Genomic DNA, 21,391 nt, shown 5'->3' with positions numbered 1-21,391 from the left:
AAGATAAAGTGAATTCAATAGAAAAGTTAATGCGAAAATTTGAGCCCGACCATGATGGTAAGTGGGCCAAGTTTCACCCTGTTTGGGACGGTTTTTTTACGATTTTATTTACACCAGGTGAAACCACTCAAAAAGGTGCTCACATTAGAGATGGTGTAGATTTAAAACGTACCATGATGATGGTAATTATTGCCTTGATTCCATGTTTGTTATTTGGAATTTATAATACTGGCCACTGGCACTATATAGCGACAGGTGAAACGACGGCATATATGGATATGTTTGGTGCAAAAGTGGGTTATGGTTTAATGAAGGTACTGCCTTTAGTGATTGTTTCTTACGGTGTTGGTCTAGGTGTAGAGTTTATATTTGCGATTAAAAATCAACATTCAATTCAAGAAGGGTTTTTAGTTTCAGGGATGTTAATTCCTTTAATAGTACCCGCAGATGTTCCTTTGTGGATGTTAGCAATAGCTGTTATTTTTGCCGTAGTAATTGGTAAAGAGGTGTTTGGTGGTACAGGGATGAATATTATCAATGTTGCCTTAACAGCTAGGGCCTTTTTATTCTTTGGATATCCTACTAAAATGTCAGGTAATGATGTTTGGATGAGTGGTATTTCAGATGTAGCGAAAAGACCGGATGGTTATACTGGTGCGACACCTTTAGGGGATTTAGCAAGTTTTGCATCTGATGAATGGGTGTATGAGTCTGTAGATAAATTTTCTGACAAGTGGTCTTTGATGGATTCTATTTTTGGATTTATTCCAGGATCTGTTGGGGAAACTTCTATGATTGCAATTGGAATTGGTGCACTTATTTTATTAGGGACTGGAATAGCAAGTTGGAGAATTATGTTATCGTTCGTAATTGGTGGTTTAGCAATGGGTTATTTGTTTAACGCAACTGCTGTGAATCCTTTCATGGAATTAAATCCAATACATCAAATTGCATTAGGTGGATTTGCTTTTGGTGCGGTGTTTATGATCACTGATCCGGTAACAGCAGCACAAACTAATACAGGTAAATATATTTATGGCTTTTTAGCAGGGTTCTTTGCCATTCTAGTAAGGGTATTTAATCCAGCTTTCCCTGAGGGGGTGATGATGGCAATTTTGTTCTTTAACATCCTTGCACCATTAATTGACCACTATGTGGTTCAAGCAAATATAAAACGAAGATTGAAACGTCTTAAAACTAAAACCGCATAACCATGGCAGTGAATAAAGATAGTAACGGTTATACTTTTCTATTTGCAATTATTTTAGTTGCAGTAGTAGGTACAAGTTTAGCCTCTTTGTCGGTAGGTTTAAAACCGCGACAAGCAAAAAATGTTGAAGTGAAAAAGAAAATGGACATTTTAGGTGCCATTAAAATTGAAAGTACCCGTAAAACAGCTACTGAAGTATATAGTAAGTATATTTTAAGTGATGAATGTTTAATCATTAATGACTTAGGTGAAGTGGTAGATGGTGATGCTTTTAAAGTAGATATTAAAAAAGAATATAGAGATAAGAAATTGCCAGTAACAGCAAGAAATTATCCACTATATGTTGCCAATATTGATGGGAGTAAAAAATACATCATTCCAATGGTAGGTTCTGGTTTATGGGGACCAATTTGGGGGTATATTGCGGTAAACGAAGATAAAAAATCTATTTTTGGTGCTGTTTTCGATCATAAAACAGAAACACCTGGATTAGGGGCTGAAATTAAAACGGCTGCATTCCAAAAACAATTCGTTAATGAGTTGATTTCTGATAATGGTACTTATAAAAAAATGAGAATTGTTAAAGACGGATCTGGTTCATCAAAAGAATTTACAGTGGATGGAATTACTGGAGGAACAATTACTTCTAAAGGTGTGGAAGAAATGTTAGATAGAACAGTTCAGGTTTACGTTAATTACTTTAATAAATAATTGAGATATGAGCGAAGTAAAATCAAGAGAGCCTTTATTCTCGAAAAAGAATAAAAAATTAATTACGGATCCTTTGAATGATAACAATCCAGTTACTATTCAAGTTTTAGGAATCTGTTCTGCTTTGGCTATTACAGTATCTGTTGCACAAGCTTTAACTATGACTGCTGCAGTAATATTTGTATTGGTCTTGGGTAACGTAATTGTATCCATGTTAAGAAACCTAATTCCTTCAAGAATTAGAATTATTGTTCAATTAGTAGTAGTTGCCTCTTTGGTAATTATTGTAAACGAAATATTAAAAGCTTATTTGCCTGATTTAGGGGAAAAACTTTCTGTTTTTGTTGGACTGATTATTACCAACTGTATTATCATGGGACGATTTGAAGCATTTGCAATGGGGAATAAACCTTGGGCAGCTGCATTAGATGGTTTTGGTAATGCCTTAGGATATGGAATTATTTTAGTAATTGTATCTGTCTTTAGAGAGTTATTTGGAACAGGTAAATTAATGGGATACCAAATTTTTGGAAACGCAATTGCTGGAGAAGAAACTGGATTATACAGTATCGGGTATTACAATAACAACTTAATTATTTTAGCACCTTTTGCTTTAATAACGGTAGCATTGGTTATCTGGGTACAACGATCAAGAAACAAAGCATTAATTGAAGAACATTAAATAAAAGTAAAATGGATTTAATAAATATATTTATCAAAGGCGTTTTCATTGAAAACATGATTTTCGCCTATTTCTTAGGTATGTGTTCATACTTGGCGGTATCTAAGACTGTGAAAACAGCTGTTGGTTTAGGGTTTGCCGTAATATTTGTATTAGGGGTAACTATTCCAGTGAACTGGTTGTTGGAAAACTACATTCTAAAAGATGGTGCTTTAGCTTGGTTGGGTGCTGAATATGCACAATACGATTTAAGTTTCTTATCTTTTATTATGTTTATTGCTGTCATTGCATCTATTGTACAATTGGTAGAAATGATCGTAGAGAAATATGCGCCTGCGCTTTATGGTGCATTGGGTATTTTCTTACCATTGATTGCTGTTAACTGTGCTATTTTAGGTGGTGCCTTATTCATGCAAGATCGTCAGTATTCAACTATTGGAGAAGCAACTGTATTCGGAATAGGATCCGGTGTTGGCTGGTTGTTGGCTATTGTAGCCATTGCAGCAATTAGAGAAAAAATTAGATACTCAAATGTACCAGGTCCTTTGAAAGGATTGGGGATTACTTTCATCATTACTGGTTTAATGGGGATTGCATTCATGAGTTTTAGTGGAATTGATTTATAAAAAGAAATAAAAGAAAATGGGAGCAGTTATTACAATCACACTCGTAGTTTTTACCACAATGATTTTATTGTTGGTGAGCTTGCTATTATTTGTTAAAGCAAAGTTGTCGCCAGCAGGTAAAATAAAAATTACCATTAATGGGGATAAAGTATTAGAAGTTGATGGCGGGGGAACCTTATTGTCTACTTTAGGTAATCAAGGTATTTTCTTACCTTCTGCCTGCGGTGGTGGAGGTACATGTATTCAATGTATCTGTCACGTAAAGTCAGGTGGTGGAGAAATCTTACCGACTGAAAAACCACACTTTTCACGTAAAGAAATCGCTTCTGGAATCCGTTTAGGATGTCAGGTTAAAGTGAAAGAAGACATGGAAATTGAGGTAGAGGAAGAAGTGTTGGGGATTAAAGAATGGGAAGCTAAAGTGGTTTCTAACTACAATGTAGCAACATTCATTAAAGAGTTTATCGTTGAAATTCCTGAGGATATGGATTATAAGGCGGGTGGTTACATCCAAATTAAAATTCCTAAGTGTACGGTTAATTATTCAGAAATGGATATTACTGCACACCCACTAGATCACCCAGGTGAACCGGATAAATTTAAAGCGGATTGGGAAAAATTTGGTTTATTTCCATTGGTGATGAAAAACGACGAGGAAATAGTAAGAGCTTATTCTATGGCTTCTTATCCTGCTGAAGGACGTAAAATAATGTTGAATGTAAGGGTAGCTACTCCTCCGTTTGATAGAGTTAAAGGTGGATGGATGAATGTGAACCCTGGTATCGCATCTTCTTATATCTTTAATTTAAAAGTGGGAGATCCAGCTATTATATCTGGTCCTTATGGTGAGTTCTTTATTAATGATTCTGATGCAGAAATGCTTTATATTGGTGGTGGAGCTGGAATGGCGCCTATGCGTTCTCACTTATATGAGTTATTTAAAACGATTAAAACTGGTAGAAAAGTATCTTATTGGTATGGTGGTCGTTCTAAGGCTGAATTATTCTACTTGCACTACTTTAGAGATTTAGAAAAAGATTTTCCTAATTTCAAATTTCACCTAGTATTGTCGGAACCTTTAGAGTCAGATAATTGGAAAGAAAAGAAAAATATGGAGGATGAAGGTGATGGATTTGTTGGATTTGTGCATAATGCAGTAATCGAACAATACCTTTCAAAACATGATTCACCAGAAGATATAGAGTTTTACTTCTGTGGACCACCATTGATGAATCAAGCCGTTATTAAAATGTGCGACGATTGGGGTGTACCACCTGAAAATGTAAGATTTGATGATTTTGGAGGATAAGTCCTTTGAAAAATATAATTACTAATAAAAACCCAGACAAATACTGTCTGGGTTTTTGTATTTTTACTTTAAGCATGTACCTTTACTTTTAAGTGTTACCTGAATGAAAATAATGCTTTTGATATGGACCTTATTTTTTAGCTTTATAGGTATTAGTCAAAACTTGGTGCCTAATCCTAGTTTTGAAAATTATAACTCACTTCCATGTTCTTTTGTGCTTTCTCAGGCTGGCTTCAATAACGCCATGATAGATTGGATGATGCCAACATATGGTACTTCAGATATATTTAGTACTACTTTAGCCACCTCCTGTTATAGTGCCGCCTTATCGATTAACACCGACGCTATTGGACAACAATTACCAAGAACGGGTAATATAATGTCAATGGTTAATACTTATGGTTTAGGTTGTGGTACTGGTACCGGTGCTCCTGATTATAGAGAATATCTAGAAGTACCACTGATAAGTCCCTTGGTTCTGGGTACAACGTATTATGCAGAAATGTATGTTTCTCATGCAGAATATTCAACGGAAAAAAGTAATAATATAGGGATGTATTTTTCAAATACGTTGATTAATAGTCCCATATGTAGCCAGCTTAATTTTACACCACAAGTTAATGAAACTGCCGTTATTGCAGATGGTGTCAACTGGGTTAAAATATCCGGAACCTTTGTGGCGACTACAGCAGCTGAATATTTAATTATCGGTAATTTTTTTGATGATGCCAATACCATTTTTATTTCGGATACTACGCAAAATGTTGCAAATGCACGGTACTTTGTGGATGATGTATCTGTAGTGGCACAATGTTCTACCGTTTCAATGGACACTACAATTTGTGCCAATCAACCGCTTACTCTTTTTGTAAATACAGATTCTTTAATAGGATGGGCCTTGGATACGGCTCCTGGTATTATCGTTTCGACGGATACTTTATTTAACGTTTCTCCCGTTGCTACTACTACTTACCTCGTGTATAGTAATTGTGATACCAATGCGGTTACCATAACCGTAAATGGTAACACTTCAAATTTACTGGGTAGCGATACCACGCTTTGTTTTGGGGAACTGTTAAATTTAGAAGTAACAGCTGTTAATTCCAATTATTTATGGCATGATGGAAGTGTAGATTCTAGTTATGTCGTTTCGCAGCCTGGAACATTCTGGGTAGAGGTTAGTGATAATAATTGTACTTATGTTGATTCTGTAACGGTGAATTACACCCCATTTTTCAACGTAAATTTAGGTCCTGATACTACTATTTGTGAATTGGATACTTTATGGTTGGACGCAAGTGTTTTAAATGCCAATTATTTATGGCATGATGGCGCTACTTCGGCCACCTTTGAAGTGCTGCAGCAAGGTGATTATTGGGTAGAGGTCACGGTTAATGGCTGTAAAAATGTAGATTCGATTACAGTAAATTTGACTCCCCTTCCTACTATTGATCTTGGTAATGACACCACTTTATGTGTTAATACATCCTTATTATTAGATGCAAGTAATGTAAACGCTAGTTATCTATGGCAAAATAATGCGGTTACTGCTACCATTACAGCTTCTCAACAAGGAGTTTATTGGGTGGAAGTAACCAAAAATAATTGCGTTTTCTCAGATTCCATTTTTATCAGTTATAATCCTATTTCTTCTATTGATTTGGGAAATGATACGGTAATTTGTACGCTCGGAAATACAATTCAACTGGATGCAACATTTCCGAACGCTACTTATCTGTGGCAAGATGGTGCTGTAGGACCTTTGTATACCGCTAATCAACAAGGTGTTTATTGGGTACAAGTAACTCTTGACAATTGTAGCTTTACAGACTCTATAGAAATAGATACTAGTTTTTATACTTTGCCATCTATGACTTTAGGTAACGACACGATTATTTGTCAAGGGGAAAGCATTTTATTAGATGTGTCCACCATTAATGCCACATATTTATGGCAAGATAATTCTGTTAATGCCAGTTTATCGGTAAATACTCCTGGAATATTTTATGTGGATGTAAATTTTAATGGTTGTGTAAAATCAGATACAATACAAATTGTTTATCAAAATTTAAACCCTAATTTTAGTTTACAAAAGGCTTCGGTATGTTTTCCTCAGCAGGTAAACTTTTTTAATCAATCTACTGTAAATATTGGTTCAATCGATTCTTGGTACTGGAATTTTGATAATAACGATTTTTCTGTCATAGAAAATCCATCTAGTACTTTTAATCATTCAGCGACCTATGACTTAAGTTTGCGTGTGACCTCAAATATAGGATGTGTAAAAACGATAACTATACCTTGGATGGTAGAGGTGGAGCCCGAGGTTAAATCCAATTTTAATTTTAGTCCTAACGAGGGTGTTGCTGGTGAAACAGATATTTCGTTTTTTAATTTGTCCTCTAATTCCGACCAATTTCTTTGGGATTTCGGTGATAATACTATTTCTACAGCTATGAATCCAACCCATATTTTTGAGCAAGAAGGTAATTATACCATTATTTTAATTTCTCTAAACGAATTGGGATGTAGTGATACAACCTCCTATAGTTTAACCGTTGGCGCACCAATGAGTATTTTTGTTCCGAATGTATTTACACCAAATGGTCAGGGCAGTAACCAAGAATGGAGATTTGACGTTTTAGGTATAGATATTTATGATTTCTCTGTATTGCTTTTTAATCGTTGGGGAGAAGTTATTTGGGAAAGCAGAAATCCAAATGCCGGCTGGGATGGAGTTTATAATGGAACTCCTGTAAATGCAGGCGTTTATGTCTGGAGAATGGAATTTACTAGTCCAACTAAAAATGAAAAGCAAATATTAAATGGACATGTAACGTTGCTCAGGTAAACTTTTATAATGGCTTGGGATCGATTTATGGTCCATCATGCTATTGGTTTTTTTATATATTTACTGAACCTTTTCTTTAAAACCTTACTCTATAATTTATGAAAATTGCTTTTATTATATTTTTAACCTTTTTCTATATGGGTTATGCGCATACTCAAAATGCAGATTTTGAATGGGCAATTGCCAATGGTGGTAGTTTTATTGATGTTAGTATGGATAACCATACAGACCTGAATGGTAATGTATATACTAGTGGTTATTTTTATACTACTGTAGATTTTGATCCAGATATTGCTGTCTTAAATTTAACTTCAAACGGAGATGAGGATATTTTCATCCAAAAATTAGACGCAAATGGCTCATTACTCTGGGCTAGGTCGTTTGGCGGTACAGGAGATGATAGAGGCGCTAATATAGTTACGGACCAATTAGGTTCCGTTTATATATCTGGTACTTTCAATAATACAATGGATGCAGACCCAGGTCCAAATGTTTTTAATTTGATTTCAAATGGCTATTCCGATTTTTTTATACTTAAACTTGATTTAAATGGTGATTTTGTTTGGGCAAAAAGTTTTGGAGGATTAAGTGCTGAATATTATATTAATATGGATGTAGACGCTGGTGGTAATTTGTATTTATCTGGAAGTTATAGAGATTCTTTAGATTTTGATCCATCCAATGCTGTTTATCAATTACAGGCAAATGGTAACACGGATGTTTTTGTTCAAAAATTAGACACATTTGGTAATTTTGTTTGGGCAAAATCGATTGGTGGTGCAGAAGCGGACCTCAATAATGGTATTAGTACGGATAATTATGGTAACGCTTATTTGACAGGTAGCTATCGAAATACAGTAGATTTTAACCCTGGTAATGGTGTTTTTAATTTAACTTCAAGTGGAATAGATGATGTGTATTTGTTAAAGTTGAATCATACAGGGGATTTTGAATGGGCCAATAGTTTTGGTAATGTAAATAACGAAAGTGGACGTGCTATTCATGTAAACGACTCTGGCTTTATATTTCTTGCTGGTACCTTTCAAAATACAATTGATTTAGATCCTTCAGGTGGAATTTCGAATGTAGTGTCTAATGGAGGTAATGATGTTTTTGTGGTTAAAATAGATACTAGTGGCGCTTTTGAATGGGGTAAATCTTTTGGCGGGACAATGTATGAAAGTTGTAGTCAAATAATTTCTAATCCTGCCGGGGAATTATATATTGTTGGTAGTTTTTTGGGTACAATAAATTTTAATCAAACCAATTCGATTTCTAACTTTACGTCAAATGGTTATAATGATATTTACATTTTGAAATTGGGGAGTCTTGGTGATTTTCAGTGGGCTAAAACTATTGGCGGTCCTCATCAAGATGCTATGTCTTCAGTTTCATTAGACCTTTCGCAAGACTTATATTTTAGCGGTAATTATCAAAATACGGTGGATCTTAATCCGGATACAGGAATTCTGAATTTTACAGTTAATGGCTATACCGATTTTTTTGTGTTAAAACTAGATCAATGTATCGTGAATTATACAACAGATACCATTATCGCTTGTGAGAATTATACCTGGATGGATGGAGTAACGTATAACACGAGCAACGATACCGCAACGCATATATTGACCAATGTCGAAGGTTGTGACAGTGTGGTAACCTTAAATTTGACGATTTTGTATGGCAATTCATCCATGGATACTATAGTTGCTTGTGATAATTACACTTGGATGGATGGAATAACTTACAGCAGTAACAATACTACTGCAACGCATGTATTAACAAATATATCTGGTTGTGATAGTGTAGTAACCTTGAATTTAACGGTGTTGAACTCTAGTGCCGCTACTGAAGTAATCTCTGCTTGTGGTCCATATATGTGGATAGACGGGATTACTTATGCTGCAAGTAATAATACAGCTACTTACACTTTACCGAATGCAGTGGGTTGTGATAGTGTGATTAGCCTAGATTTAACTATTGACAATGTAAATACAATGACGAGTTTGTCAGGGATAACCATTACAGCTTTGGGGACAGGGACCTACCAATGGTTAGATTGTAATAAAGGGTATGCAGTGATTGTTGGGGCAAATGCGCAAACTTATACGCCAATAGAAAATGGAGATTATGCAGTAGAGCTGTCTAATTCTAATTGTGTGGATACTTCAGCTTGTATCCAAATTACTGGTTTAGGAGTGAATGACAATTTCTCCATAAATGATATCCATATTTTCCCAAATCCTACCAATGGAAAAATAAACGTAACCTTAAGCGAACATCATCTCGTGTCAAGGGTGTTTTTAATTAACATAGCTGGAGAGGTTATTCAAAACCTATGGATAGACAGTGAGCATTTAAATATTGATTTAGAAGCGTTGACACCAGGGCTCTACTTTTTATCTTTTGAAACCTTAAACGCTGGTCGATTAACTTATAAAATAGTTAAAGAATAATATTGTTCAATATGCTTAAAGGCAATGAATAATGCTTTCCTCAATTTATTTAAAAGTATAATTCACTTGGTAGTCTGATGGACATATATTGTAGGGCATGCTAGCCTGTGGGCAATGATCACCGTCAATAAATTCATCATCTAAAAATAATTTAATTTCGTTTTCATTACAATCATTATAAGCGTGGCCTATGGTGTCACCAAGTCCATAGTAAACTTGGCTTTGACAAAAATTTTCTACTACAACTTCAACTACATCTCCACTGTCTATCAAAAATTCCCGCTTATCCATTTCTTGTGAATTCAGCTTAATACTTAGATTTTTAAAATTTTCGTGACCAATCTCGATACGCATTAAATGATTAGCGCTCTCCATAGTTTCGCTTGGAACAGTAGGGGTGGGTATGTCTTTTTTAACACAAGAAAAAAATAGGAAAATGATTGAAATGGCCTGTAAATATTTCATGATATTTGTTTTTGATCTACTTTACTAAACGTATTCAATCCTGATTTAGTTGGTTAAAAATTATATTCTTAGCGAATGAATTATACATTATGAAAAATAATACAGCATCCCCTTATTTGTCTTCGCTAAAGAAAAGGTAAAGTATTATTCGATAAGTTTATGCCTACTGTTTTGTACATTTATAATTTTTAGCCATAATTTTTGTAAAATACAATGACGCCTGTAGTAATCTTACCTATCGTTTTTTCAGTAATTCTCGTGCTTACTTATGCTTATTATGTTAAGTTTTTTCGGACAAAAAAATGGCGAATACCAACTGCTAAAATGGATAAGGCATACAAAGCTATCCTGGAAGAAACAGTTTGTTTTTATCGCAATTTGTCGCCTGCTGAAAAGACTAGATTCGAATTTAAAGTACAATCCTTTTTATTGAATCATGAAATTATTGGTGTGGAATGTGATGTCAGTGTAAAAGATAATATTTTGGTTGCCGCCAGTGCTGTTATTCCAGTTTTTAATTTTGATAATTGGCATTATTCTAATTTAGACCGCGTATTATTATACCCTTCCCAATTCGACGAACATCATCAAGTAAAAGGTAAAGAACGTGTCATTTTAGGGCAAGTGGGAACCGGAGACCTAGCAGGGACCATGGTACTCTCAAAACCATCACTAGAACATGGGTTTGAAAATGAGTTTGATAAGCAAAATACCGCCATCCACGAATTTGTACATTTAATTGATATGCGTGATGGCACTGTTGATGGCGTGCCGGAATTATTAATGGAAAGACAATATGTTATTCCTTGGCTGGATTTAATTCGGACGGAGATCTTGAAGATTAATAAGGGGAAATCACCTATCCGTAATTATGGTGGGACAAATAGTGCTGAATTCTTTGCTGTAGCCGCTGAATTCTTTTTCGAACGTCCTAAGTTATTGGCCAAGAAGCATCCAGAACTGTATGGTTTTATGCGTGAAATGTTTGGTGAAAAGCACTTGATGGATTAAGTAAAAAAACAAAAAAGTAATAAATGTTTCATAATCAGTTGTTATACTTTTTTGTGCCCTTTATGTCTTCATTTACCTACTTAAAATTTTTTCATGGATAAATAATATTGAGATACTGTATTTTAGGTACTCATCAAAACATTAATTATTATGAAAAGTCTATACTTAATTGCGACATTAACCTTGACAATTTCATTGACGTCTTGTAAAAAAGAAGATCCCACTGCTTTGTTTAGTACAAATTCTGAATTGTTTTATATTGGAGAATCGGTCAGTTTTACAAATGAAAGTGATAATGGATTGTCTTATTATTGGGGTTTTGGAGATGGAAATTCTTCCAGTTTAAAAAATCCAAGCTACACTTATCAGGCAGTAGGTGAGTATACTGTTACGCTTCAAACCCAAGGTGCGAAGAAAACGGAACCTAAAGAATATAGTAAATCGATTTCGATAGAAGAGAGAACCGATATATTGAGTAATACTTATTGGAAGGCAGATAGTGTGAATAGTCTTTATTATAATTGTGATGGTTCTACAAGTGAACTTATTTTTGATGTTGACGATATATTTATCAAATTTGATCAAGATGGAACTGCCTTGCGTTATAATGGTAATTATTCTTTCAAAGAAAGTTATACATACATCAATGATGGTCAATTATTGTTTACCAAAGTAGGCTATTATATTGGACAACTTTTTCAATTTGAACGCACAGAAACTACTTTGAAATTAGTGTATGACGATCGAACGAATTGTTCAATGGATGGTAGTAATACAAATATTAAAGGAACTTTTCAAACGTTTTATTATTCCAAAAAATAGATTATATTTCTTATTTACAGTCTATTAAGATTAATAAAGCCCAGTGTTAATATGCTGGGCTTTATCGTTTCAGTGCTAACTATAAAATGTGAGTGGATAAAAAAAACGGATGTCAATAGATAGGTTATAGAGAAGGTTACCAAATAAATAGAAACTAACATGCTGCTAAATTTAGCAGTTAAGCAGCCATTACTTGTATCGTATCGTCTAAACTTTACTTACTTTTGAGCAATATAAAACGATATACATGCGATTGAAAATTATTCTGTTTACCACTTTATTAATGAGTGTAGTGTCGAGCTTTGCTCAAATTACTTCTGGAAATGGTACCCTGACCAATCAAGGATTACCGGTAGATGTTACCAAAGATTATACTTATAGTCAGTTTATCTACACACCAAACGAAGTGGGAAGTTCAGGAGGAATTGACGGATTAACATTTTATAAAAGCGGCAATAGTTTGCAAAATATCGATCAGTGGGACGTGTTTATCGGAACAACGACTAAAGATGTTTTTACAAATGATTCTGATTGGGTGGCACATGCCGATTTAAATTTATTGTACTCAGGAACTGTAATGCAAAACGCGTTAGGCGAGGTGACCGTCAATTTCACAAGTACTTTTGTTTATAATGGAATCGATAATTTGGTCATTGCGATAGATGAAAATTCCGCTGGACAAGGTGGTGTATACGATAAATTTTTTGCGAGTTCAAAATCTGGTTTGCGCAGTATGGTATATGCCAATGATGGTATTGGAAATAACCCTGATCCAGTGAATCCACCAAAAGCCATTGTGACATTAGGTGGACTAAAAGCGGCTGCTCCAAATGTTACATTTCTGGGTATTTCAACAGATTGTAATCAGCCAAAGAGTCATATCTATACCCAAGGTTTTGAAAACTATATACCTACATGCTGGGAAGAAAAAGAAGGCAAGTTAGGTACCGTGAATACCAATTTTACAAACACCACGAGCTCTGATTGGAATGATGGTAATTATGCAAATGTAGCAGGGGAGATTGCAGCAAAACTTAATATTTCCTATAGCAATCATAGGGAATGGTTAATTTCTCCTTCTTTCGATTTAGGAACAGAAAATTATGCCCTAGCCTTTGATCTGGCTTTAAATTACACCTCCAATACGGATGCAGCTGCATTAGATGCGGATGATACACTTGCTTTTGTAATTTCAACGGATGATGGAATTACTTGGAACAATACCAATATACTCCGCATGTGGACCGCTGGAAACGCCATATCAAATGTGGGCTCACATTATGAATTAGATCTTTCTGCTTATTCAGGCATAGTAAAAATTGGTATTTATGGTGCGTCTTCAGGGTTTTCAAATTACAAAATACTATCTGTCGATAATTTTTCAATTTCAAAAAGTTCATCTTGTCTAAAACCGTTTCAGCTTTCCGTAAATAATTTAACGGTGAATAGTGCCGATCTTTCGTGGGATAATGGAGCTACTTTAAATACACAAATTCAATATGGGTTAATTGGTTTTCAATTGGGATCAGGAACAAATACGTTAGCTACCGGTACCTCTTATACCATAAATACATTAGCTGCTGGAGCAACTTATCAGGTGTATATGCGAAATATTTGTGCCGTAGGCGATACCAGTGATTGGTCGATACCTATGACTATCTCTACACCTTGTCCAATTAGTTTTACGCCACCATACGCCCAAAATTTTGAAACTTATTTACCTGCGTGTTGGACAGAAGGACAAGGGACTTTAGGGGGGACAAACACCGTTTTCTCTGCTGGGGCGACTTCACTTTGGGACGGATGGGCATTCGCAAATATTGGTTCAAATGGGGCTAGACTGGCTTTGCAATCAACAACTAATCGAAGGGAAGAATGGTTAATTTCTCCTACTTTCGACTTGGGAACGAGTAATACTTTTCAAGCTGAATTCGAAGTGGCATTAACGCAATGGAATAATGCAGAAAATAATACGTTTGATGCAGATGATACCTTGGCATTTGTTATTTCAACAGATAATGGGGTGACTTGGTCGACGGCTAATATTTTAAAGACCTGGAAAAACGGTGTGAATCCTTCTGGTGCCGGTGATTTTGCAAGTTTTGACCTTTCGTTATATACTGGAACTGTAAAGTTTGGTTTCTATGTCGCTTCTTCAGCAAGTGCATCCGCTAGAAAAATATTTATCGATAATTTTAAAATTGTAAATGCTCCAAGTTGTAACCAACCGCAAACGTTTATTCTGTCTAATCCAACAATAAATAGTATTTCTATAGACTGGACTATACCAACAACAAATGGTGTTGTCATTGAGTATGGACCTGTTGGGTTTGTGCCTGGTACTGGAGTTATTGCTACGGCATTAACGGCTCCTTATACTTTGACTGGTATACAGGCAGAAAGTGAGTATGATATATACATCAGAAACATTTGTGCGATTGGGGATACCAGTGATTATTCTATTAAAAGAACATTTACTACGCTTTGCGCTGTGGTCATTCCTCCTTATTATCAAGACTATTCTATGTATCCTACTAGCTGTTGGGAACGAGACAGAGGTTTTCTTAATAATACAAATACTGTTTTTTTAGGCATTGGCTATTCTAGTTGGTTGTCTGATGGATTTGGAAATGTTGGCTATACAGGTGCTATGCGTATGAATATTGCTGGGTCTTCGAATAAGGATTGGTTTATTTCTCCCACAGTCGACTTAGGAACAACGAATACTTACGACTTAACATTTGATGTCGCATTGACTTCATGGAGTGGCACCAGTTCTTCTACTTTAGGGAATGATGATACCTTGGCAATCGTAATCTCTACTGATAATGGGGTTACATGGAAGCAAAGTAATATTTTACAAGTATGGAGAGCAGGGACCGAACCGTCAAATACTGGGGATGCGGTCAGTATTGATTTATCTTCTTATTCCGGTTTGGTTAAGTTCGGCTTTTATGCCGCGTCAACGGTGAATGGAGGTGATAAAAATGTTTACATTGATAACTTTAGAATTGATAATGGTATCACTTGTGCTAAACCAGCAGGTTTAACAGTTACAAATATTACTAGTCAATCGGCTGATGTTTCTTGGGCCACAGGTGGTGCCGCAACAGTTGAAATTGAATATGGGCCATTTGGATTCGTTCCTGGCACCGGATTCAAAGTGGTAACGAGTACTAATCCAACCACTTTATCGGGCTTGACGGATTTGACAGCATATGAATTTTATATCCGTGATATTTGCTCTCCAGGCGATACGAGTTATTATTCAAGTCCAATAAGTTTTACAACCACATGTCCTGTTTATGCACCAACGTATACGCAGAATTTTGGTGTTTTTCTACCAGATTGTTGGGAAGAAAAACAAGGAGAATTAAAATTAAATGGTACAGTTTTAAGTAGTATTAATTCAAATTGGATTCAGTCAGGTTTTGGAGGGACTTCCGGTTCTGCTGCTGCAAAAACGGTAATTAATGGCGCTAATATTGATGAGTGGCTCATTTCTCCAACCATTGATTTAGGTTCCGGAGCAATTAATTATCATGCTGAATTTAAAATAGCAGTGACGCCGTATTATGCGACCGCAAGTTCAGTTAATTTTGATGCGGATGATACATTGGCTTTTGTTATTTCTACTGATAATGGTATTACTTGGACCCAAGCAAATATTTTGAAAACATGGAAAATGGGTGACCAGCCTGCTATGACAGGAGATTATTTTGCAGCTGATTTATCGGCTTATACAGGATTGGTGAAGTTTGGTTTTTATGCCGCAAGTTCTACCAATACAACAAGTTCAAATGGGTTTATTGATGATTTTAGAATCATGCCGATTCCGAGTTGTGTTACACCAACTAATATTTCTATAAGTAATTTGCTCGCAAACTCGGTGGACATTGCTTGGACTAACGCAGCGACTAATGCCCAAATAGAATATGGAATTTCTGGGTTTTCACCAGGTACAGGTAACTTGATTACTACTACATCAAATCCTTTTAGTCTAAGTGGTTTGACTGATCAAACTACCTATGATTATTATGTCAGAACTATTTGTGGCCCAGGTGACACCAGCAATTGGTCTTTGGTACGTTCCTTCACTACACCTTGTCCAATTTTTACTGCACCATATTTTGAAGGCTATGATACTTATCCTGCAAATTGTTGGACAACCTTTAATGCCAATTTTGTAAACGGTAACTTAAATTGGAATAATTCTAGTAACTGGTGGGCACAAGATGGATTTGGAAACGTTGGGTTTACTGGGGCTGCAAAAATGCACTATTGGTTAACCACACACAACGATTGGTTGGTTTCTCCAAGTATTGACCTTGGAACTAGTGGGAATTTTAGACTTGAATTTGACATTGCATTGACAGACGATAACAATACGAATCAAGGTAGTTTTGATGTGGATGATTCATTGTTTTTATATATTTCTACGGATGATGGTCTAACCTGGAATCAAACAGATTCATTAATGAGATGGTATACAGGAAAAGAACCTACTGCAGCTGGAGATTTTATTTCAATTGATTTATCAGCCTATACCGGAGTGGTTCGATTTGGTTATTATGCTAGGTCATCTGCACCTGGTGGAGATATTAATGTTTATATCGATAATTTTGAAATTCCTTATTGCCCACGTCCATTTGATGTCGCTATGGAAACCCTCACGGCAAATAGTGCTTTAATTAGTTGGAACACATTTGGAACACATACTTTTATTGAATACGGTGCGCCCGGATTTACAATTGGTACAGGTACCACATTGTATTCCGATTCGAGTGAAGTATTAATTGATGGTCTAACCCCAATTACGGATTATGAATTTTATTTAATAGATTCCTGTGGGATTGGAACTTTAAGTCGCTGGAATGGACCGTTCGAATTTTCAACTCCTTGTCCAAATTATATTCCGACTTATACGCAAGATTTTACTGCTTTTTTACCACAATGCTGGGAGAAGTATAGTGGGTTGCTTTCTGCAACAGCCGTAGGTTTAAATTCACCTGGTTCATTTGGATGGACAACAGATGGCTTTGGGAATGTGGGTACCTCAGGTGCGGCAAGAATGAATATTGTTGGCAATGGCATTCATGAATGGTTGGTTTCGCCTAGTATCGATTTAGGAAATGGAACTACTGGATATCAAGTAGAATTTGATTTAGCCATGACCGCTTGGTCAAATTCGAGTGTGGATATTTTAGGGGCTGATGATACTTTAGCTTTAGTGATTTCATTGGATAATGGCGCGACTTGGACCACAAACAATATCTTAAAAACGTGGACATATAACAATCCGCCATCTAATACAGGAGATTTTGAACTATTAGAATTAATAGCTTACACTGGTGTGGTGAAATTTGGTTTGTATTCGTCCACAACTATTTCAGGTAACAATGTAAATGTATATGTCGATAATTTTGCAGTAAAGCCTATTCCGCCTTGTCAACAACCGTTAAATATTACAATTGATGATTTGTCGGATACTAGCGTAACGTTGAGTTGGACTCTTGGCGCGGCTAATTCGGTGATTCAATATGGCACAACAGGTTTTACTTTGGGCACAGGGACCTCGGTGAACACGACAAATTCTACAGGAATTATCAATGGTTTAATGCCAAATACAAGTTACGATATTTATATTTTAGATTCTTGTGGTATAGGTAACACAAGTGTGTGGTCTGGTCCCATTTCAATCCATACCAACTGTCAAGTGGTAGTACCTTATTATTTTGAAGGATTTAGCACTTATTTACCAGATTGTTGGACCGAATTTACAGGAGCTTTAAGTCAGTCGAATACCATAATGACTAACCCTTTCTCTTCGCAATGGGCTGCAGATGGCTTTGGTAATGTTGGTTCATCTGGCGCAGCCAGAATGTATGTGTATTCTCCAGGTAATGGAACGCCGAAATATGAATGGCTAGTTTCACCGTCTATTGATTTAGGTAATGGTACATTAGACCATATCATGGAGTTTGATGTTGCCTCAACAGCATACTTGAGTACCGGTGTTTCCAATTTTGATGCAGATGATTCATTGGCGGTGATCATTTCAACAGATGATGGGGTAACCTGGAAAAGTACTAATATCTTACAAGCATGGACTGCAGCAAACAAGCCTTCCAATACTGGAGACCACACAATAATAAGTTTAAGCGGTTACAGTGGTATTGTTAAAATAGGCTTCTATGCAACTACTTCAGCAAGTGGCGGGAGTGCCAATGTGTACATGGATAATTTTGAGATTACAGTGTGTAATCCTACTTTTAGTAATGTAATCGAAGTGGTGTGTGATACTTATACAAGTCCGAGTGGTACCGTGTATACTGTTTCTGGAATGTACAACGATACGATTTTAAATAATGCTGGTTGCGATAGTATTATTAGTATAGATTTAACCGTGAATTATAGTTCTAGTTTAACCCTTACTGAGACAAGATGTGAATCGTATATCTCTAACGCTGGGTTGACTTATAATAGTAGTGGGACTTATACTGAATTGTTTAGCAATACTGCAGGTTGTGATAGTGTAGTTACCATCAACTTAACCATCATTGATTTAGACAATACAGTTTCTATCACTAATGGTGTTACTTTATCGGCAAATGAAACCCAAGTAGGTGTTATGTATCAATGGTTAGATTGTAGTAATGGAAATGCTCCAATCGTAGGCGCTACTACAGGCATTTTTGAAGCTAGTATTAATGGGAATTATGCGTGTGAAATTACCAAGGATTCTTGTTTTGTAATCACCAATTGTGCTACAGTAACTGGGGTAGGGTTGGATAAGTCATCTGTGGATTATTTTAATATTTACCCCAATCCAAATCAAGGGCTTTTTACCATTACTATACCGGTAAATAATAGTCCGACTCAATTAGTAATTACTAATATGGCGGGTCAAATTATAATTGAAAAAAAGATAACAGAAAACAAAACAACGATTCAATTGTTGGAGGCAAGTCCCGGGATTTATACGGTGCAAGTAACCGGAATCAATGGAATTTATACCAAACAACTGGTGGTGGATTAAAATTTTGATGCCGTTTTTATTCATTTAAGAGGAAAAATTCTGAGTATATATTGTTGCTTTTTATAGCTAATATAATAGAGTTGGCTTTTACAATGGTGAGCTGTTTTTTGATAAATGTAACAGCTAGTCGGTTTTTATGTTGAAAACTCAACGTATAAAAAATACATGTGTAAAAAATGTTATATTTGATTTAAACTAAAATCATGAAAATAAAACTATTATTATCGTTTTTGGCTTTGTTAATGGTTTCAATTAGTATAGCGCAAGTACCAAGTTATGTTCCAACAAATGACTTAGAAAGTTATTGGTCTTTTTCAGGCAATTCTAATGATGCCAGTGCCAATGCCAGTCATTTGACAAATAATGGCGCCGTTCTTACAACGGATAGGTTTGGAAATCCAAATTCAGCCTATTCCGTTAATGGTACCAATCAATATTTGTTACAAACAAATCCTAGTTTTACTTTTGATGATGCAGATGACTTTACAGTTTCTGTTTGGGTGTCGAAAGCGTCTACCGCTGGAGGTGTTTGTTTGATGAATGGAAGCGGGACTAGTGGCAACTTTATTTGGTTGTTACAAGGAGGTGCTACCAACATGTCTTTTGGCACGAATAAACAGTCTCAAACATGGATCAGTATGTCAGCTCCCTTTTCTTTAAATACTTGGGAGCATCATGTAATGGTGTATGAGGCTGGGTTAATGACATATTATAAAGATAATGTATGGCAATCAACGGCTAATTTTACACATACCAATACGGCTTCTGCAAATTTACCCTTTTACGTAGGAAGAGGAATAGGTGGATCTTATTTTAACGGAAGTATTGATGATTTAGGGATTTGGCACAGGGCTTTGTCTACTTGCGAAATAAATGATTTATTCACCGTTACAAATACCCTTCTAACAGTTGATGCTGGCTCAGATGCGACAGTGTGTGCTAACGCGCCTTATACCCTTTCCGGGTCAGGCGCAAATACGTATGATTGGGATAATGGAATTACTGATGGTGTTAGTTTCAATCCAACTGCTGATTTATCTTACATTGTAACAGGTACTGATATTAATGGATGTTCTGCAAGAGATACTGTAACTATAGCCTTGCATCCAGTTTTGGTAAATGCAGGAGCAGATATCACCATTTGTGATGGCAATAGTGTAACCTTAAGTGGTAGTGGTGCTACAACGTATACTTGGGACAATGGCGTGAATGATGGTGTTGCTTTTACCCCCACATCAACGCAAACATATACTGTTACCGCAACAGATGTTAACGGATGCAATGGTACAGATGATGTAACGATTAATTTATACCAACCAAATATTTATGCAGGACCGAATAAATCGGTATGTATAGGAAATGAACTTATTTTAAAAGGGAGTGGTGGTGCTACGTATGTATGGGATAATGGCGTTGTGGATAGCGTTGCTTTTAGTCCAACTACTACCGCTACTTATACCGTGACAGGAACAGATTCTGTTGGTTGTTCTAATACGAGTACGGTAACCATTACGGTTAATCCTAAACCTATAGTTTCTGCAGGAAATGATATTGTCATTTGTCAAGGAGATGCAGTTACATTAACGGGAACAGGGGCTAATTTTTATAACTGGAACAACGGGGTAAGTAACGGGGCGAGCTTTATGCCTAACACCACTGCTACATATGTAGTGAATGGTATAGATGTTAATTTATGTACAAATAAGGATTCTGTAATAGTCACCGTAAATATGCCAGGTCAAACCACATTGAATATAAATGAAGTGGACCAATATACCCTAAACGGAACAACTTATGATTCAACAGGTACTTATACCCAAATTTTATCCACTACCTTAGGTTGCGATAGCGTAATTACGATTAATTTGAATTTAGAATTTACTGGATTATTTAATCCTGAATTGGATTTCTTAACGGTGTATCCAAACCCGACATCAAGTTTGTTGCAAGTTAAAATTAATCCAGAACAAATTGGTGGTAGATTGGTATTGTATGATTTACAAGGAAAATTCATTAATGAGTTTGAACTTACAAATAATTTAAACAGTATTGACGTGAGAGATTTACCTAACGGTACTTATACTTGTGCATTCTATTTCGAAAATAGGCTTCAAAAAACAAGCACTTTTATGAAGGAGTAAAGTTGTTTTTTAGGCCGATAAAATAAAGGACTGGATCAATATGATTCGGTCTTTTTTTTTAATTTACG

General features: G+C 35.8%; 12 protein-coding genes. 11 read left to right on the top strand and 1 reads right to left on the bottom strand.

The features are described 5' to 3' along the window. Positions 1-8: 8 nt before the first annotated feature. The 7 genes from DNU06_RS01020 to DNU06_RS00990 all read left to right on the top strand — a co-directional run bounded on the left by DNU06_RS01020 (position 9) and on the right by DNU06_RS00990 (position 9,845). Positions 9-1,211 (top strand): NADH:ubiquinone reductase (Na(+)-transporting) subunit B, encoded by a 1,203-nt coding sequence (locus tag DNU06_RS01020; protein WP_111061346.1) that lies wholly within the window; start codon positions 9-11, stop codon positions 1,209-1,211. A gap of 2 nt (positions 1,212-1,213) precedes the next feature. Then, the gene (gene nqrC, locus DNU06_RS01015) at positions 1,214-1,921 is read left to right on the top strand and encodes an NADH:ubiquinone reductase (Na(+)-transporting) subunit C (RefSeq protein WP_199398964.1); all 708 of its coding nucleotides are present in this window, start codon (positions 1,214-1,216) and stop codon (positions 1,919-1,921) included. Between the two features lie 7 nt (positions 1,922-1,928). Further along, complete coding sequence (locus DNU06_RS01010) at positions 1,929-2,603, top strand: NADH:ubiquinone reductase (Na(+)-transporting) subunit D (protein ID WP_111061345.1); 675 nt, start codon at positions 1,929-1,931, stop codon at positions 2,601-2,603. Between the two features lie 11 nt (positions 2,604-2,614). Further along, the gene (nqrE, locus tag DNU06_RS01005) at positions 2,615-3,229 is read left to right on the top strand and encodes an NADH:ubiquinone reductase (Na(+)-transporting) subunit E (RefSeq protein WP_111061344.1); all 615 of its coding nucleotides are present in this window, start codon (positions 2,615-2,617) and stop codon (positions 3,227-3,229) included. A gap of 16 nt (positions 3,230-3,245) precedes the next feature. Further along, positions 3,246-4,538 (top strand): NADH:ubiquinone reductase (Na(+)-transporting) subunit F, encoded by a 1,293-nt coding sequence (gene nqrF / locus DNU06_RS01000; protein WP_111061343.1) that lies wholly within the window; start codon positions 3,246-3,248, stop codon positions 4,536-4,538. 103 nt (positions 4,539-4,641) lie between these two features. Beyond that, positions 4,642-7,389, top strand: a complete 2,748-nt coding sequence (locus tag DNU06_RS00995) for a PKD domain-containing protein (protein ID WP_111061342.1) — start codon at positions 4,642-4,644, stop codon at positions 7,387-7,389. A gap of 98 nt (positions 7,390-7,487) precedes the next feature. Then, the gene (locus DNU06_RS00990; RefSeq protein WP_111061341.1) at positions 7,488-9,845 is read left to right on the top strand and encodes a T9SS type A sorting domain-containing protein; all 2,358 of its coding nucleotides are present in this window, start codon (positions 7,488-7,490) and stop codon (positions 9,843-9,845) included. Positions 9,846-9,890: 45 nt separating this feature from the next. On the opposite strand, the gene DNU06_RS00985 is transcribed toward DNU06_RS00990, so the two are convergent. Then, positions 9,891-10,310, bottom strand: a complete 420-nt coding sequence (locus DNU06_RS00985) for a hypothetical protein (protein ID WP_111061340.1) — start codon at positions 10,308-10,310, stop codon at positions 9,891-9,893. 213 nt (positions 10,311-10,523) lie between these two features. On the opposite strand from DNU06_RS00985, the gene DNU06_RS00980 reads away from it, so the two are divergent. The 4 genes from DNU06_RS00980 (at position 10,524) to DNU06_RS00965 (ending at position 21,323) form a co-directional block, all read left to right on the top strand. Next, a complete protein-coding gene (locus DNU06_RS00980; RefSeq protein WP_111061339.1) occupies positions 10,524-11,321 on the top strand; it encodes a M90 family metallopeptidase in 798 nt (265 codons plus the stop codon). 150 nt (positions 11,322-11,471) lie between these two features. Continuing rightward, positions 11,472-12,143, top strand: coding sequence for a PKD domain-containing protein (locus DNU06_RS00975; protein ID WP_111061338.1), 672 nt, complete (start codon positions 11,472-11,474; stop codon positions 12,141-12,143). Between the two features lie 247 nt (positions 12,144-12,390). Beyond that, the gene (locus tag DNU06_RS00970) at positions 12,391-19,182 is read left to right on the top strand and encodes a T9SS type A sorting domain-containing protein (protein WP_111061337.1); all 6,792 of its coding nucleotides are present in this window, start codon (positions 12,391-12,393) and stop codon (positions 19,180-19,182) included. 203 nt (positions 19,183-19,385) lie between these two features. Then, entirely contained in the window at positions 19,386-21,323 is a 1,938-nt protein-coding gene (locus DNU06_RS00965) for a LamG-like jellyroll fold domain-containing protein (protein WP_111061336.1), read from the top strand. Positions 21,324-21,391 lie beyond the last annotated feature (68 nt).

This window comes from Putridiphycobacter roseus (assembly GCF_003234935.1).
GTDB classification, from domain to species: Bacteria; Bacteroidota; Bacteroidia; order Flavobacteriales_D; family Crocinitomicaceae; genus Putridiphycobacter; species Putridiphycobacter roseus.
Note: the sequence above shows the minus strand (reverse complement) of the source record. Positions and strands in the feature narration are given on the sequence as shown.